At 70.9% G+C, this 15,390-nt stretch carries 14 protein-coding genes; 8 read left to right on the forward strand and 6 right to left on the reverse strand.

Going from position 1 to position 15,390, the window contains the following annotated elements:
* Window positions 1-94: 94 nt before the first annotated feature.
* The 3 genes from CRP55_RS33285 to mobA all read right to left on the reverse strand — a co-directional run bounded on the left by CRP55_RS33285 (window position 95) and on the right by mobA (window position 2,155).
* Window positions 95-1,186, reverse strand: a complete 1,092-nt coding sequence (locus CRP55_RS33285; protein WP_097325500.1) for a T3SS (YopN, CesT) and YbjN peptide-binding chaperone 1 — start codon at window positions 1,184-1,186, stop codon at window positions 95-97.
* 124 nt (window positions 1,187-1,310) lie between these two features.
* Window positions 1,311-1,559, reverse strand: coding sequence for a DUF6457 domain-containing protein (locus tag CRP55_RS33290; protein ID WP_097325400.1), 249 nt, complete (start codon window positions 1,557-1,559; stop codon window positions 1,311-1,313).
* On the reverse strand, window positions 1,556-2,155 hold the full coding sequence (gene mobA, locus CRP55_RS33295; RefSeq protein WP_245923538.1) for a molybdenum cofactor guanylyltransferase: 600 nt from the start codon (window positions 2,153-2,155) through the stop codon (window positions 1,556-1,558). The genes CRP55_RS33290 and mobA overlap by 4 nt, the downstream gene beginning before the upstream one ends.
* A gap of 222 nt (window positions 2,156-2,377) precedes the next feature.
* Between mobA and fdhD the strand changes: the two genes are divergently transcribed.
* A complete protein-coding gene (gene fdhD, locus CRP55_RS33300; RefSeq protein WP_097325402.1) occupies window positions 2,378-3,205 on the forward strand; it encodes a formate dehydrogenase accessory sulfurtransferase FdhD in 828 nt (275 codons plus the stop codon).
* Window positions 3,206-3,275: 70 nt separating this feature from the next.
* Here the strand turns inward: fdhD and CRP55_RS33305 are convergent, their stop codons facing one another.
* Window positions 3,276-4,499 carry a DUF4192 domain-containing protein gene (locus CRP55_RS33305; RefSeq protein ID WP_097325404.1) on the reverse strand — a complete coding sequence of 408 codons (1,224 nt, stop codon included), beginning with the start codon at window positions 4,497-4,499 and terminating at the stop codon, window positions 3,276-3,278.
* Between the two features lie 88 nt (window positions 4,500-4,587).
* Window positions 4,588-5,091 carry a GNAT family N-acetyltransferase gene (locus CRP55_RS33310; RefSeq protein WP_097325406.1) on the reverse strand — a complete coding sequence of 168 codons (504 nt, stop codon included), beginning with the start codon at window positions 5,089-5,091 and terminating at the stop codon, window positions 4,588-4,590.
* Between the two features lie 56 nt (window positions 5,092-5,147).
* On the opposite strand from CRP55_RS33310, the gene CRP55_RS33315 reads away from it, so the two are divergent.
* The 6 genes from CRP55_RS33315 to CRP55_RS33340 all read left to right on the forward strand — a co-directional run bounded on the left by CRP55_RS33315 (window position 5,148) and on the right by CRP55_RS33340 (window position 13,923).
* Complete coding sequence (locus CRP55_RS33315; protein WP_097325408.1) at window positions 5,148-6,029, forward strand: fructosamine kinase family protein; 882 nt, start codon at window positions 5,148-5,150, stop codon at window positions 6,027-6,029.
* Between the two features lie 92 nt (window positions 6,030-6,121).
* Complete coding sequence (gene moaA / locus CRP55_RS33320; protein ID WP_097325502.1) at window positions 6,122-7,129, forward strand: GTP 3',8-cyclase MoaA; 1,008 nt, start codon at window positions 6,122-6,124, stop codon at window positions 7,127-7,129.
* On the forward strand, window positions 7,130-7,378 hold the full coding sequence (locus tag CRP55_RS33325) for a MoaD/ThiS family protein (protein WP_097325409.1): 249 nt from the start codon (window positions 7,130-7,132) through the stop codon (window positions 7,376-7,378).
* 570 nt (window positions 7,379-7,948) lie between these two features.
* Window positions 7,949-9,034 carry an aminoglycoside phosphotransferase family protein gene (locus CRP55_RS53390; protein WP_179855435.1) on the forward strand — a complete coding sequence of 362 codons (1,086 nt, stop codon included), beginning with the start codon at window positions 7,949-7,951 and terminating at the stop codon, window positions 9,032-9,034.
* A 179-nt stretch (window positions 9,035-9,213) separates the two neighbouring features.
* Window positions 9,214-10,674 (forward strand): metallophosphoesterase, encoded by a 1,461-nt coding sequence (locus tag CRP55_RS33335; RefSeq protein WP_097325411.1) that lies wholly within the window; start codon window positions 9,214-9,216, stop codon window positions 10,672-10,674.
* An 84-nt stretch (window positions 10,675-10,758) separates the two neighbouring features.
* Window positions 10,759-13,923 (forward strand): UvrD-helicase domain-containing protein, encoded by a 3,165-nt coding sequence (locus tag CRP55_RS33340; protein ID WP_097325413.1) that lies wholly within the window; start codon window positions 10,759-10,761, stop codon window positions 13,921-13,923.
* On the opposite strand, the gene CRP55_RS55090 is transcribed toward CRP55_RS33340, so the two are convergent.
* A complete protein-coding gene (locus CRP55_RS55090) occupies window positions 13,910-14,512 on the reverse strand; it encodes a prepilin peptidase (RefSeq protein ID WP_245923539.1) in 603 nt (200 codons plus the stop codon). The genes CRP55_RS33340 and CRP55_RS55090 overlap by 14 nt on opposite strands.
* A gap of 132 nt (window positions 14,513-14,644) precedes the next feature.
* Between CRP55_RS55090 and CRP55_RS33350 the strand changes: the two genes are divergently transcribed.
* Window positions 14,645-15,310, forward strand: coding sequence for an LppU/SCO3897 family protein (locus CRP55_RS33350; protein ID WP_097325414.1), 666 nt, complete (start codon window positions 14,645-14,647; stop codon window positions 15,308-15,310).
* Window positions 15,311-15,390: the final 80 nt, after the last annotated feature.

Below are 15,390 nucleotides of genomic sequence, written 5' to 3' on the forward strand. Positions count from 1 at the left end.
CCCGACCGGTCGCGGTTTCAGCCCCGCGTGGCCGGCGGGGCGGGACCCACCCTCTCGCTCAAGAAGTCGGCCGGCGGGCGGCTCACCCCTCTGGCTACAGGTACATTCCCGGGCGGTGGTCGTCGGTGGCCGGCTCTTTCGGCGGCACGGCGGGCTTGTCGCCCTCGCCGAAGAAGCGCTTGCCGCCGAACTCGCCGTGCAGCCGGTCGTCCAGCTCGTCGGCCAGGCCGGTCATGACCTGCACGGCCAGCATGAGGTGGGTGGCCTGGAAGTTGCGCCCGAAGACCGGGATGGACGCCCACACCGTGTCCTGCGCGCAGTAGAGGCGGCCGATCGGCATGCGGTTGGTCAGCTCGGAGAGCTTCACGTAGAGCAGCTCGGTCGGCTCGACCTCGGTGAGGATCGGCGAGAAGACGTCGACGAGCGGCGGGTTGTCGCGCACCCGCACGAAGACCATGGCCGAACCGGCCCGGATGCTGATGTCGCCGTCGGCGTCGAACTGCAACTGGTCGACGGTGGTCTTCGACATGGTGGCCACGACCGTGCGGACCCGCTCGTCGAGCGGCACGACCTCGTCGGCGGCGTCGGCCAGGGCCGCGGCCAGCGTGCCGTCCTCGTCGAGGTCGTCGAGGCTCAGCTCGGCGTCGATGCTGGGCTCGTGCCGGGCGGTCCCCAGCGGCGCGGAGTCGATCGGCTCGTCGTTCTCGTCGTGCACCAGGTAGACGAGGAAGGCCGGGTGCGGCGCCCCGTAGACGTCCCGCAGGGTGCGCGCGATGACGGTGGCGAACGAGCCGGACTTGTCCTGGGTGGAGCTGAGGCCGAACGAGTCGCCGGACCCGGGCAGCACTCCCGGCGGCGACCAGCCGAGCGCGACCAGCTCGCCGATCGACGAGCGGTCCATCCGGTAGCCCTCGGGCAGCCCCGCGTTGCCGGTGGCCAGCGCCTCGACGACGCCACCCTCGCGCACCCGGATGCTGACCGAGTAGACGGCCATGCCGGTGCCCGAGGCGGTCGGGTCGAGCGTCAGATCGACGTGCCCACCCTCCTGCAGGGTGGGAAGGAGGCCGGCCAGCGCCGTACCGAACTCACGCCACGCGTCGACGACCTTGGCCCGCAGGTCGGCCGTGGTCGGCTCGTCCAGGAAAACAGCCTCGGTGGACGCGCCCTCGGCGCTCTCTGCCGTCATGATCGTCACCTCCGTTCCCGCCACCCTATCGAGCGCCGTCCGCCCGCACGCGCCCGTATCGGAGGTTGGAACGCTCAGGCCGCCTCGCCCTGCTCCCCGCGCAGGTAGTCGCGCCCCGCGCCGCTCAAGCCGTCTCGACCTGCTCGCCGCTCCAGCCCAGGGCGAGCGCGCGAACTTTCTCAACCGCCTCCGCCGGATCGGCGCCACGACCAACGGCAAGCCCGATGAGGTACGCCGACACGGGCGCCCCAGGCCGCACCACGTTGTGGGCCACATCTTTGGCCAGCCCCAGCACAGCCCCGGTGGGCACCTCAGCCGGATCGATTCCCAGCTCGGCCCCGACCACCTTGATCCAAGCGTCGAGATCACTCATCGAGCCCACTCCTCGGCGGTGCGCAGGTCGTCGTCGGTGTCGCAGTCGAACCAGGGCGGCGGGCCCGGACGGCGCCACGACACCTCGGCCACCCGCAGATGCTCCATGAGTTCGCGCACCGAGGCGCCGTCCAGTCCGCCGCGCTCCTGGGCCAGCTTGTCGATCGCCTCGCGCAGCCGCGCCGTACGCCACACTCCGCAGAGCATCTGCCGCCGCCCTTCGGCGTCGCGGTAGACCGCACCCTGCATGGGCGCCGACTCCGCGGTCAGCCGCAGCACGTCGATCGCCTCACCGGTGAGGAACGGCAGGTCGGCCGCGAGCAGCGCGGTGAAGGTGACATCCTCGGGCACCAGCGCGAGCCCCGCCGCCGTAGCCGCGACGGGCCCACCACCGGGCGGGTCCTCACGTGTCGAATGCACCGGCACGGGCAGGTCGGGCGGCACCGGCCCGACGACGACGCGGGGGTCGGCATCGTGCACAGCGGCCAGCACTCTGGTCAGCATGGATTGACCGGCCACGGGCAGGGTCGGCTTGTCCGCGCCACCCATCCGCCGCGCCGCACCACCGGCCAGCACCACCGCAGCAAATCCCCCCACGTACGTACCGTATCCCGACCGCGTGTCGAGCGTGACCGCGCGCTCAGTTACCTGTGGCGGATCACTCCCGCTCCCCTGTCGAGTGGATCTCCCCTCTACCTGGTCGCAGCCCTCTCACCCCCGACGAACCACAGATCACCCACCGCTCCCCTGTGGCGGAACACTCGTCGGCCGCCCTCGGCTGGCCGCGACGCCGGCCGCGGACCGGCCTACGCTCGACGCATGGCGAGGACGATGACCCGGCGGCCGGTCGTGAAGATCAACCTGGACGCGACCGGGGAACCGCGCCGCCGCCCGGACGATCTCGCCGCCGAGGAGCCGCTGGAGATCCGCGTCCGCAAGGAACCGCTGGCTGTCACCATGCGCACCCCCGGTCAGGACATCGATCTGGCCATGGGCTTCCTCCTCTCCGAGGGCGTCATCCGCTCGGCCGCGGATGTGGTCACCGCCCAGCTTTGTGCCGGCACCGACACCCCGAACACCTACAACGTGGTCGACATCGTGCTCGGCGCCGACGTGCCCCCGCCGGTCACCGACCCGAGCCGGAACTTCTACACCACCAGCTCGTGCGGCGTCTGCGGCAAGGCGAGCATCGACGCCGTCCGCACGAAGTCCCCCTTCGATGTGTCCGCCGACCCGCTGACCGTCCCCGCCGCCACCCTCGCCGCCCTGCCCGACCGGCTGCGCGCCGCCCAGCGCACCTTCGACCGCACCGGCGGCCTGCACGCGGCCGGCCTGTTCACCGCCGACGGCGAGCTGGTCGTGCTCCGCGAGGACGTGGGCCGGCACAACGCGGTCGACAAGGTGATCGGCTGGGCGCTGCGCGAGGGCCGCCTGCCACTGAAAGGCCACCTCTTGCTGGTCTCGGGCCGGGCAAGCTTCGAGCTCACCCAGAAGGCCTGGATGGCCGGCCTGCCGATGCTCGCGGCCGTCTCCGCCCCAAGCACCCTGGCCGCCGAACTGGCCGACGAGGCCGGCATGACCCTCGTCGGCTTCCTCCGCGGCCAGAGCATGAACGTCTACACGTCCCCCCAGCGAGTAACCGTCTGATCACTCCTCAGGCCCCAACCTTCATCGCCGCTCACCGCTCATTGCCGGCACCGCCCATTGACGGCACCGCTCATTGCCGGCGCCGCTCATTGCCACGCCGCGGACCGGCGGCTCCCTGCCACTGTCGACCGCCGAGCCCTTGCCTCTTCCAGCCGTCAACCCCCTGCTTGTCCCGGCTTGCAGCCCCCTGCCGGCTCCGGCCACCGGTCTTCAGCCGCTTGGTGGCCCGGGTAGCCGCCCGTGGATCGGCCGTCAACAGCAATCCCGGTGGGACCAGACGGGAGGGCGGCGCCAGATCCTCGACCGCGTGCGGCCCGATGCTCGCCGACAGGAGACCGTCGAGCACGCCGAGCAGCCGATGGCCGGGATCCTCGCGCAGGCCACGGTCGAGAGCGACCCGAGCCAGCGGCCCGTTGCCCGCACGCCAGGCGACATAGGCCAGCAGCGCCGCCGGGCCCGCCACGAACGCCGGCTCCACCCGCCGCAGCAGGCCGTTCCACAGCTCGAGCCGCCAGGGCTCCGGGCCGAACCGGTCGAGCGCGTAGCCCAACACCGCCGCATCAATCAGCACCACACCGAGCCAGGCCGCCTCGTCGTCGGTGAGCTCACCCCCTGACCGATGCCGGGCCTCGGCCTCGCGGACCGCCGCCCTCCCCACCCGCCGCACCAAACGCCCGCCCCGCTTCCCCGAACGCCCACCACGCCCCTCGACAAGCCCGTCGTGCTGCTCCGCGGCTCTGAGCTCGACCGCCCGGACAAGTGCCCTCGCGGTCGCCACCACCATGGCCGCGCGGGCCTCGCCGCCGACCGGGGCCACGGAGGCCACGAGGGCCTTGCGGTCGGGTAGCGCCACCATGCCGTTGAAGACGGCGGCGGCGGCGAGCGGATGGTGCGGCGGAAGGCAGGGATGGCCGTCGACCTGGCCGTCGCATGACTCGGGACAGGAATAGGACCACCAGCGCCCCTCGGTCACCCTCAGCGCCTCGAACACCGACCCGCCGGCGCGCTCGAGCACGACCCTCGTCTGCTGAATTGCCCTGGTGACCCGCTCCTCAGAGCCGTACCCGATCACCGCGAAGAGGCGGACCCGCTGGTCGGCCACGCAGGCGGCCAGCGACACGCAATCGACGCTCACACCCGGCGGCGGCAGGTCGTGCCGGGCCGCGAACGCGACCACACCGTCGAGCACGCCGAGGACGACGACGCTGTTGGTGGGATGGAATCCGATCAGGTACGGCGTGGCGGTGATCAGCTCGGCGGCGGTGCGAACGGTGATCGAGCATTCGGGCGTCATGCCGGCACTTTGCCGCGATCGGCTGGGCCGAGGCGTGCCGAATCGTCGATCTGTGGACGGCCGCCGTTATCCACAGGCGGCCTTGTCACTAAGAACGGAACTGCATGTCGTGCAGCTCGAGCCCTTCCTCCTGGCGCGCGTGTGGCGCGCGGTCGAGATCCAGGGTCAACTCGATCGACGACACCACGTCGTAGCCCGCCGCGTGCAGGCTGCGGATCGCGTCGACGTTGCGGGACTCGGGCGAAATGGTCAGCTGGGTCATGTTCCGCCGCCGGGCCTCGTTCGCGACGTGGCGCAGCAGCTTGCGGCCCACGCCCTTGTGCCGATGCGAGATGGTGACGACGACCGGCTCGACCTCGCCGGCACGGCCCCGCAGCACGAGCCCGACCAGGCCGATCACCCCGTCGTCGGGATGGTCGGCGACCCACAGCCCGCCCAGGTCGAGCCGGGTCAGATATTCCTCGAAGCCCTCGCCGCCGTCCTGATCGGGCTCGCCGTACATCTGGTTGTGCTGGTTGGTCAGCTCGGCCCACAGGCGACGGCCCGCGGAGTGGTCACTCGGACGGTACGAACGCACTGTGACAGGGCTCATGCCGACATTTTGACTCCGATTTCGGGCAGCCGTAAGCCGAAGCGGAAGATAAGGCGGTGGACCAGGCGTACTTGCGCGCGCACCCCGAGCATCTACCGACATTTCTCACCCACCAGCGCATCCGGGAGACGCCGGTGGGCGGCGGCAGCGTGTCGGCCGCGAACCGGCTGACCTTGGACGACGGCACCTCGGTGTTCGCCAAGACGTGGCGGTCGGGCCCGGCGCCGGAGGGTTTTTTCACCGCCGAGGCGGCCGGTCTCGCCTGGCTTCGGGAGGCCGGCGCCCCCGTACCGGAAACGATCGTGGCTCTTCCCGAGATCATCGCTTTGGAGTGGATCGAGCCGGGTGAGCCGAGCCGGTCCGGGGCCGAGCGACTGGGCCGTGATCTCGCCGCGCTGCATCGCTCGGGAGCCGACGCCTTCGGCGCCGCGTGGCCCGGTTTCATCGGCCCGCTTCCGCTGGACAACACGCTCTCGCTCGGCGGGTGGGGCCCATGGTTCGGCGAGCGCCGCCTCCTTCCGTACCTCCAAATCTCGGTCGATCGCGGCGCACTCTCCGCGACCGAAGTCGCTCTGGTCGAGACAATTCTCAAGAGGCTTGAGGTGTACGGGGACAGCGAGGCACCCAGCCGCACGCACGGCGATCTCTGGCCGGGGAATGTGCTGTGGGACTCGGACGGCCAGGCCTGGCTCATCGATCCGGCCGCGCAGGGCGGTCACCGCGAGACCGACCTGGCCGAGCTGGCGCTCTTCGGCGGCATCGCCCACCTGGAGACCGTGATCGCCGCCTATCAAGAGGCATATCCGCTGGCCGACGGCTGGCGGACACGTGTGCCCCTGCATCAGATGCACCTGATGCTGGTGCACACCGCCGCCTTCGGCGGGACCTATCGAGACGCCGTACGCATCACGGCCGAGGCCGCCCTGAGAGCTGTGTGATCGATCTCGGTTGTCCACAGGCCGAAATCAGCAGCGGCGATCGGCCCCGCGAGCGGATAGATTCGTTCTGTGAGCAAGCGGTGGAGGTCCTGGTGAATGTGCTCGCCGACCGGTTCGGGCGGGTGGCGACCGATCTGCGCGTCTCGCTCACCGACCGCTGCAACCTCCGCTGCACCTATTGCATGCCGGAGGAGGGCCTGGCCTGGCTCCCCAAGCAAGACCAGCTCACCGACGACGAGGTCGTCCGGCTGATCCGGATCGGCGTGGAGCGGCTGGGCATCCTCGACGTGCGGTTCACCGGCGGCGAGCCGCTGCTGCGCCGCGGGCTGGTGGGCATCATCGAGGCGTCGGCCCGGCTCGCGCCCCGGCCACGGCTCATGCTGACCACGAACGGCATCGGGCTCGAGCGTCTGGCCGAGCCGCTGCGCGACGCCGGCCTCGACCGCGTGAACGTCTCGCTCGACACCCTCGACCCGGACCGCTTCACAGCGCTGACCCGCCGCGACCGCCACGCCGACGTCCTCCGGGGCCTCAAGGCGGCCGCCGCGGCCGGGCTCACGCCGGTAAAGATCAATACCGTACTCATGCGGGGCATCAACGACGACGAGGCCCCGGCTCTGCTGCGCTTCGCTCTCGATCACGGCTACCAGCTGCGCTTCATCGAGCAGATGCCGCTCGACGCCCAACATCAGTGGGACCGGCACAAGATGGTCACGGCCGACCAGATCCTGGCCGACCTCGAGCCGTTCGGCCTGCGGCCCGATTCGGTTTCACGTGGAACAGCGCCGGCCGAGACCTGGCTCGTCCCCGGTCATGTCGACGCCGCCGGTGAGCCCGCCCGTGTCGGTGTCATCGGGTCAGTGACCAGGCCTTTCTGCGGCGACTGCGACCGTACGAGGCTGACCGCCGACGGCCAGGTGCGCGACTGCCTGTTCGCCACCAAGGAGAGCGACCTGCGCAACCTCATGCGCGGCGGCGCCACCGACGACGAGTTGGCCGCGGCCTGGCAGGTCGCCATGCGCGGCAAGCGGGCCGGCCACGGCATCGACGACCCCAGCTTCCTCCAGCCGTCTCGCCCCATGTCCGCGATCGGAGGATGAGTGGCCACCACCCTGACCGTCCGCTACTTCGCCGGCGCCCGCGCCGCCGCCGGCCTCTCCACCGAGCCGATCGAGGCGGGCTCTCTGGAAGCCCTCAAGCAGGCCCTGACCGACCGCCACGGCGAGCGCCTCGGCGTGGTCCTCAAGGCCGCCAGCTTCCTGGTCGACGGCCTGGCCTGCCACGACGCTCAGGCCCCACTCCCGGCAAACGCCACCGTCGACGTGCTCCCACCCTTCGCCGGCGGCTGACCGCCTGACTCGGGCCCGTCCGCACGAACGCGGCCTGCACTCCCTCGTCCGGCAGGCGCCCGTCCAGCACGCGCCCTGTCCTGCACGCGCCCTGTCCTGCACGCGCCCTGTCCTGCACGCGCCCTGTCCTGCACGCGCCCTGTCCTGCACGCGCCCTGTCCTGCACGGCCCGGCGCTGGACGCACCCGGCTTGCACGCGCCCAGTCCGGTAAGTGCCCAGTCCCGCAAATGCCCAGTCCCGCACGCGCCCGCATCCGCGTCGACGGTCCGGCCGATCCGGTGGTCCCGCGCCCTGAACCAACGCTCGAACTGCCCAACCGGCACCCACCGATAGCCCGCCCTCCCAAGGGGGAGCCGCCCGATGCCATTGTCGCGGAACCGCCCAAGATCGTGTCGGCCCCTGTGGACAAAGCGCGGCTTGTGGAAAACGCCGTGGCGCTGGCGGCGCGATGCTTAGCCGGCGAAGCACACGTCATGAGCTGGCTTTAGCCCGGATTGCAAGAACGCTTAGCCGGCGAAGGACCGTTCGACAGGGCGGGCGCGCGGCGCCGAGATAGCTACGCTGCTCGCGTGCTCGATGCGGGAGAAGCGGCTGACTCAGGGGAAGCGGCCGATGCGCGGGAAGCAGCTGATGCGCGGGAAGCAGCTGATGCGCGGGAAGCAGCTGATGCGCGGGAAGCAGCTGATGCGCGGGAAGCGGCTGAGGCGGTGGCGGCGGCGTTCGGGCTGGGGCGGGCCGTGGGGCCGCTTGCGGCGCTGAGCTATCGGAGCTCGCCGACCTGGACGTTGGCGGCGCGTGCGGGGCGCTTTCTGGTCAAGCATGTGGCGGCTGAGGAGTGGCGCGACGACTTCGCGCGGGCGATGCGGTTCGAGGACAAGGCTCTTGCCGCCGGGATCGCGATGGGCCGGCCGGTGTCGCCCGAGGTGCCGGCGCTGGGGTACGCGGCGGAGGTCGACGGGATCGGGCTGGTTCGGGTCTACGAGTGGATCGACGGGCGGCCGCTCGAGGCCAGCGACGATGTGAGCACGTGGCTGGGATCGACTCTGGCCCGGCTGCACCGGATCGAGCCGGACGGGCGCCCGGAAGCGGCGCCGGAGTGGTACCGGCTGGATGACCGGGCGCTCTGGGACGGGTGGTTGCAGGAAGGCGAGCGGCTCCGGAAACCGTGGGCGCCGAGCCTTCGGGAGGGGCTGACCGGCATCCTCGGCGCGGCGGCGTGGGTGTCGCGGGCTTTTCTGGAGGCCGGCGACTACGTGGTGACGCATCGGGACGTCGAGCCGTGGAATGTGCTCGTGACGGCCACCGGGCCGGTGCTGATCGACTGGGATGTGGCCGGGCCGGACAGTGCTCGGCTGGAGGCGGCGCAGGCAACGCTGAGCTTCTCCGCGCGGGACGGGATGCCGGATCCGGGTGTGGTGCGGCGGACGATCGGGGCCTACGTCGACGGCGGTGGTGTGCCTTTCTCTGGAGCCGATGTGATGGTTCGGCGGGTGGGGCTGCGGCTCGGGCGTCTGGCCGAGCGGCTCCGCATGTCTCTGGGCCTTCAGTCGCTCGGGCCGCACGATCTGGCCGGGGTTGAGGCTCGAGCCGCCGAGCAGATAGCCGACATGCCGGGCTTCGTCGAGCGAGTGAGGCTATTCGGTTCCATGCTGTGAGCGACGTGCTGTGAGCGACGTGCTGTGAGCGACGTGCTGTGAGCGACGAGCGGGAAAGTGTCGGAGGGTCCCTGTAGCGTGCCCTTCGAGCTCGCCGGTGCCCCCGTGTGCACCTGGCAGGAGACTCTCAGCGGCAATCGGGAGACTTGCTGGGATTCACGCGCGGTTGGGGAGGGACATTGGCAGCGTTCGTCGGGCTGATCTTCGTGGTCATCGGCCTGGTCCACTTCTATTTGTGGAAGCGGCTGGTCAAAGATCCGTTGCGGTCGCGCGTGGCGCGGCGGGTGGGTGCGGTGATCGCCGTTCTGCTGGCGGTTCTTGTGCCGGCGACGCTGATCGGGGTCCGGTCGGGGGCGGTGCAGTGGCTGGCCTGGCCCGGCTACCTGTGGATCGCGCTGATGTTCTACCTGCTCGTGACGCTGGCCGTGCTCGAGATCCCCCGGCTCGTGGTGCTGCTGGTGTGGCGCTTCCGCCGGCGTGGGACGTCGGCCGCCGGCGCCGGAACGCCGGCCGTGGCCGCCGCCGACCCGTTCCGCGCCGAACCGATCAAGATCGGCGCGGAGACCGCCGGCGCCGAAGAGAACGCGCTCACCGTGAGCCGCGAAGCGCCGGCCAGAAACGAAGGATCCGAGGCGCCGGCCAGAAGTGAAGGGTCCGGGGCGCCGGCCAGAAGTGAAGGGTCCGGGGCGCCGGCCAGAAGTGAAGGGTCCGGGGCGCCGGCCAGAAACCAACGGCCCAAGGCGCCGGCCAGGAACGAAGGGGCCGACGAGGCCGGGGCTGCCGAGGGGCAGTCCGGCGGGAGCGGAACGTCCGGAGACGGCATTGACCGGCGGCTGCTTCTGGCGCGCGGGGTGGCGATCTTCGCGGGGCTCACGGCGGCGTCGGTGACCGGGTACGGGGTCAAGACCGCGCTCGGCGGGCCACGGATCGACCGCCTTCAGATGCCGCTCGCGAAGCTGCCCCGTTCCATGGACGGCTTCCGGATGGCTGTCGTGTCCGACATTCATCTCGGGCCGCTGACCGGCGTCAATCATGCGCGGCGGATCGTCGACCAGATCAATTCGGTGCAGGCGGACATCGTGTGCGTCGTCGGTGACCTTGTGGACGGCAGCGTGGCGGAACTGGGGCGGTTCGCGGCGCCGCTGGCCGAGATCGAGTCGCGGCATGGGGCGTTCTTCGTGACCGGTAATCATGAGTACTACTCCGGCTATCAGGAGTGGGTCGAGGAGGTGGCACGGCTCGGCATGCGGCCGCTGCGCAACGAGCGGGTCGAGATCAACGGGCTCGACCTGGCCGGTGTGAACGATCTCGGTGGCGCCGAGCACGGTGACGCGCCCGATTTCGCCCGCGCGCTGGGTGATCGTGACGCCGCGAAACCGGTCGTCCTGATGGCCCACCAGCCGGTGGCGGTGCACGACGCCGCCCCGTTCGGGGTCGATCTCCAGGTTTCCGGGCACACGCACGGCGGCCAGATGGCACCCTTCAACCTGCTGGTGCGGCTGCAGCAGCCGGTCGTGTCCGGGCTCGGCCGGGTGGACGGGGTGCCGGTCTACGTGACCAACGGTGCCGGCTTCTGGGGTCCGCCCGTGCGGGTCGGTGCGCCACCTCAGGTCAGCGTCATCGAGTTGCGCTCGATGTGACCGACCTGATGCGGTGCCGGGGCATCAAGATCCGTAAGTTTGTGAGGCGTGGCGATTCGTGCGAGCGATGGAGGGCGTGACAGGATGCAGCGCGTGCCCTCGGAGAACGCAGGGTCCCCGGTCGCCGCGGACACCTATGTCGCGGATCTCCACATCCACTCGCGCTACTCGCGCGCCTGCAGCCGCGACCTGACGCTGCCCAATCTGGCCTGGTGGGCTCGGCGCAAAGGCATCGCCCTGCTGGGCACCGGCGACTTCACCCACCCGGCTTGGTTCGACCACCTCAAGGAGAGCCTGGTCGAGTCGGGCGCCGGCCTCTACCGCCTGGCCGGCGAGGCCGAGGCCGAGGTCACCAAGCGGCTGCCCGGTTCGCTGCAGGCGAGCACCCCCGCACGGTTCATGCTCAGCGTCGAGATTTCGACGATCTACAAGCGTGATGACCGTACGCGCAAGGTGCACCACCTGATCTACATGCCCGATCTGGCGGCGGCCGCCCGGTTCAACACTGCCCTGGGCCGGATCGGCAACCTCACCGCCGACGGGCGCCCGATCCTCGGCCTCGACTCACGCGACCTGCTCGAGATCACCCTCGAGGCGGGCGGCTACCTGATCCCGGCCCACATCTGGACGCCGTGGTTCTCCGCCCTCGGCTCCAAGTCGGGCTTCGACGCGATCGCCGACTGCTACGCCGACCTGGCCGATCACGTCACCGCCGTCGAGACCGGGCTGTCCTCCGACCCGGAGATGAACTGGCGCGTCTCCAGCCTCGACCGCTACCGGCTGGTCTCCAACTCCGACGCCCACTCGCCGGCCGCGCTGGCCCGTGAGGCGACCCTCTTCACCGGCGTGCCCAACTACGAGGCCGTGCGCACCGGCGCCGGCCTGGCCGGCACGCTCGAGTTCTTCCCCGAGGAGGGCAAGTATCACGCCGACGGCCACCGGGCCTGCGGCGTGAACTGGGAGCCCGAGCGCACCCGGGAGAACGCCGGCCGTTGCCCCGAGTGCGGCAAGCCGCTCACCGTCGGCGTGCTCAGCCGGGTCGAGGACCTCGCCGACCGGCCGCTGGGCTTCCACAAGGACACCCACGTCGAGCACCTCATCCAGATCCACGAGATCCTCGGCGAGATCAACGGCGTCGGCCCCAAGTCGAAGACCGTCGAGTCGCAGCTCAACCACCTGGTGGCCACGCTCGGGGCCGAGCTCGACATCCTGCGCAGGGTGCCGCTCGACGAGATCGGCAAGGCCGGCGGCGACGACCTGCGCGAGGCGATCACCCGGTTGCGGGCGGGTGACGTGCGCCGGGTGCCGGGCTACGACGGCGAGTACGGCGTGATCACGCTCTTCGACCAGGGCGAGCTGCGCAACCGCGCCAGCGCCCCGCAGGTGGAGACGCTGTTCGACCTGCCTCAGCAGCGCAAGCCGGAGCCGGCCATCGGCCGCGCCCCGGCGCCCAAGCCCAAGCCGGTCAAGCCGGTCAAGGAGCCCAAGAAGGCCGTCGTGCCGCCGCTGGCCTCGCCGCCGAGCCCGCACGAGCCGTTCGAGCCGATGCTCTCCGGCATGGAGGAGGTCGGCACCGGCCTGCTCGACCGGCTCGACGCGATGCAGCGGGTGGCCGCGTCGGCGCCGGGCGGTCCGCTGCTGATCGTCGCCGGCCCGGGCACCGGCAAGACCCGTACGCTCACCCACCGCATCGCCTATCTCTGCGCCGAGCTGGGCGTCTTCCCCGAGCGTTGCCTGGCCATCACCTTTACCCGCCGCGCCGCCGGCGAGCTGCGGGAGCGCCTCGACGCGCTCCTCGGCGACATGGGTGAGGACATCACCGTCGGCACGTTCCACTCGGTCGGCCTGTCGATCCTGCGTGACAACGCCAAGGCGGCCGGGCTCGGCGCGAGCTGGCGCATCGCCGACGAGGGTGAGCGGGCCGAGGCCCGCGAGCAGGCCGGCGACGACGACCTGGCCTACGCGAAGCTGATGCGCCAGCAGGACCTGGTCGACCTCGACGAGCTGATCAGCCTGCCGGTCGCGTTGCTGCGCGACGACCCGGCGCTGGTGGAGCGATACCGGCGTCAGTGGCAGTGGATCTTCGTGGACGAGTACCAGGACGTCGACGACACCCAGTACGAGCTGCTGCGCCTGCTCAGCCCCGCGAACGGCAACCTGTGCGCGATCGGCGACCCCGACCAGGCGATCTACTCGTTCCGCGGCGCCGACGTGAAGTACTTCCTGCGCTTCAACGAGGACTTCGTCGACGCCCGGCTGGTGCGCCTGACCCGCAACTACCGCTCGTCGGCGCCGATCCTGGCCGCCGCCGTGCAGGCCATCGCGCCGTCGACTCTGGTCAACGGCCGTCGGCTCGACCCGGCCCGGCTCGACCCGGAGGCGCCGCTGGTCGGCCGCTACCCGGCGGCGAGCGTGGCCGACGAGGCCGACTTCGTGGTCCGCACGATCGACGAGCTGGTCGGCGGACTGTCCCACCGCTCGCTCGACTCGGGCCGTGTCGACTCGCGGGCCGGCGTCGCCGGCAACCTGTCGTTCTCGGACATCGCCGTGCTCTACCGCACCGACTCGCAGTCGGCCGCGATCGTCGAGGCGCTCTCCCGGGCCGGCGTCCCGGTGCAGAAGCGCTCGCACAACCGGCTGCGCGACCGGGCCGGCGTCCAGGAGATCGCCCGCGAGCTGCGGCACGAGGACGGCCTGGGCGGTTCCCTGGCGGCCCGGGTCAAGCTGACCGCGCAGGTGCTGGCGCAGCGCTTTGCCGCGCCCACGCTGGACGGCGCGCAGGTCGCGCCCGAGGACATCTGGACCGCCGCCGAGCTGCTGCTGCCGCTGGCGCACCGGATCGGCGACGACCTGCCGCGCTTCCTCCAGGAGATCGCGACCGGGGCCGAGGTGGACGCGCTGGATCCGCGGGCCGAGGCGGTCAACCTGCTCACCCTGCACGCGGCCAAGGGCCTCGAGTTCCCGGTGGTCTTCCTGGTCGGCTGCGAGGACGGCCTGCTGCCGCTGCGCTGGCCGGGCAGCACGCCGAGCGAGGACGAGATCGCCGAGGAGCGCCGGCTCTTCTTCGTCGGCCTGACCCGGGCCCAGGACCGGCTCTATGTCAGTCACGCGGCGCGCCGGTTCCGGCACGGCAGCGAGCGCGAGCAGACGCCGAGCCCGTTCCTCGACGTGATCGATTCCGGTCTGTTCGAACGGCTGGGCGACACGGTCCCGTCCCGTCCGAAGGACCGCCAGCTCAGGCTGCTGTAAGGGAGACGGCCGCCAGGGCTCCGGCCAGGAGCGCCGGTCCGAAGGGGAAGATCCGGCTTCGGCCGGTCACCAGCAGGAAGACGGCGATCGGCCCGCCGATCAAGTGCGGCACGATCACGCCGACGGCCACCGCCGGCCATCCGGCGAAGCCGAGGATGAACGCCAGCACGCCGGCGAGCTTCACGTCGCCCAGCCCGAAGCCGGGCACCAGCAGGTAGGCCCCGGACACGAGCACCCCGGCCAGCAACGCCGGCCCGATCCGCGACGGCAGCATCACCGCGAGCGGCACCCCGGCCACCAGCGCGAGCAGCCCGACGATCCGGTCGGGCAGCCGCAGACAACGCAGGTCGATCATCGCGAGCAACAGTCCCGGCACCGCGGCCAGCAGATACACCGGCAACAGGGGCGACTCTCCTATCGCGACGGCCAGAGTCGCGGCGATCGCGGCGCCTGTGGCGGTCGTGACGACGTACCCCCGCAAAGAAAGCGGTGACCCACCGGGGACCGCAAGCCGATAGGCGATGCGGGGGAGGAAGAAGGCGGTCGCGGCGCCGAACGTCGCGGCCAAGATCACGAGGAGTATCGGCACGGATGTGCACCGTAGCGGTATCGATTGCGCCACGGACGTCGTGTTGCCGACAGAGGCGGCGATTCCGTGCGGGTTTGCGTCGTGCCCGCACGCTACGGTGAGAGCGCATAACCCGCCTTCGGAGGATCCCTGATGTCGCAGAACGGCCCGTACTCCGGTCCGCCGTGGTCGAGCGGGAGCTCCGACGAGCCGTATGCGGAGCCCGCCGACCCCTGGGGTGACCATGGAGCCCCGGTGCAGGAGCCGGCGTGGGGCGCCCATCCGCCGTCGATCCCGCAGCAGCCGGTGGCCTACAACTCGGCGTCGTTGAACGCGCCGGTGAGCCCCGACGGCGACTGGATGCGCACTCCCCCGCCGTCGCCACCGAAACGCAACACCCCGATCATCGCGCTCGTCGTGACGCTCGGCGTGCTGATCTGCATCGGGCTGGGCGCGACGGCGTGGCTGCTGAAAGAGCGCAACGACAACCAGCAGAACCAGGCCTCGCCCAACCCGTCGGTCTCGGCCACCCAGCCCGGTGGGCCGGCGCCGCGCGGCAGCGAGGACGCCCGGTTCTACGTCAAAGAGGGCGACTGCGTGGTCAACGAGGGCTCCGACGCGGTGCCCGACATGCGCACGTCGGCCTGCACCTCGGGCACGTACGAGGTGCTCAAGCAGGTCAAGGGCAAGACCTCGGGGGAGAAGGACGCCGAGAAGAAGTGCTCCTCGGTGTCCGGCTATACCAAGTGGTACTTCTACGACAGCGCCTTCGACGACCTCGACTTCGTGCTGTGCCTCAAGGAGCACAAGAACTCCTAAGTCGATCTAGCACTGTCTAGAAAAATCGCTAGATACGGGTAGACCTGGGTCGAGAGTGAAACAAGGTAAAACTAGCCATC

Origin of the sequence: Paractinoplanes atraurantiacus, assembly GCF_900215205.1 — a bacterium.
Classification (GTDB): Bacteria; Actinomycetota; Actinomycetes; order Mycobacteriales; family Micromonosporaceae; genus Actinoplanes; species Actinoplanes atraurantiacus.

Coding starts and splice junctions, on each gene's coding strand:
- CRP55_RS33285 (WP_097325500.1), bottom strand. CDS start 1,186: ATGACGGCAGAGAGCGCCGAGGGCGCGTCCACCGAGGCTGTTTTCCTG.
- CRP55_RS33290 (WP_097325400.1), bottom strand. CDS start 1,559: ATGAGTGATCTCGACGCTTGGATCAAGGTGGTCGGGGCCGAGCTGGGA.
- fdhD (WP_097325402.1), top strand. CDS start 2,378: ATGGCGAGGACGATGACCCGGCGGCCGGTCGTGAAGATCAACCTGGAC.
- CRP55_RS33305 (WP_097325404.1), bottom strand. CDS start 4,499: ATGACGCCCGAATGCTCGATCACCGTTCGCACCGCCGCCGAGCTGATC.
- CRP55_RS33310 (WP_097325406.1), bottom strand. CDS start 5,091: ATGAGCCCTGTCACAGTGCGTTCGTACCGTCCGAGTGACCACTCCGCG.
- CRP55_RS33340 (WP_097325413.1), top strand. CDS start 10,759: ATGCAGCGCGTGCCCTCGGAGAACGCAGGGTCCCCGGTCGCCGCGGAC.
- CRP55_RS33350 (WP_097325414.1), top strand. CDS start 14,645: ATGTCGCAGAACGGCCCGTACTCCGGTCCGCCGTGGTCGAGCGGGAGC.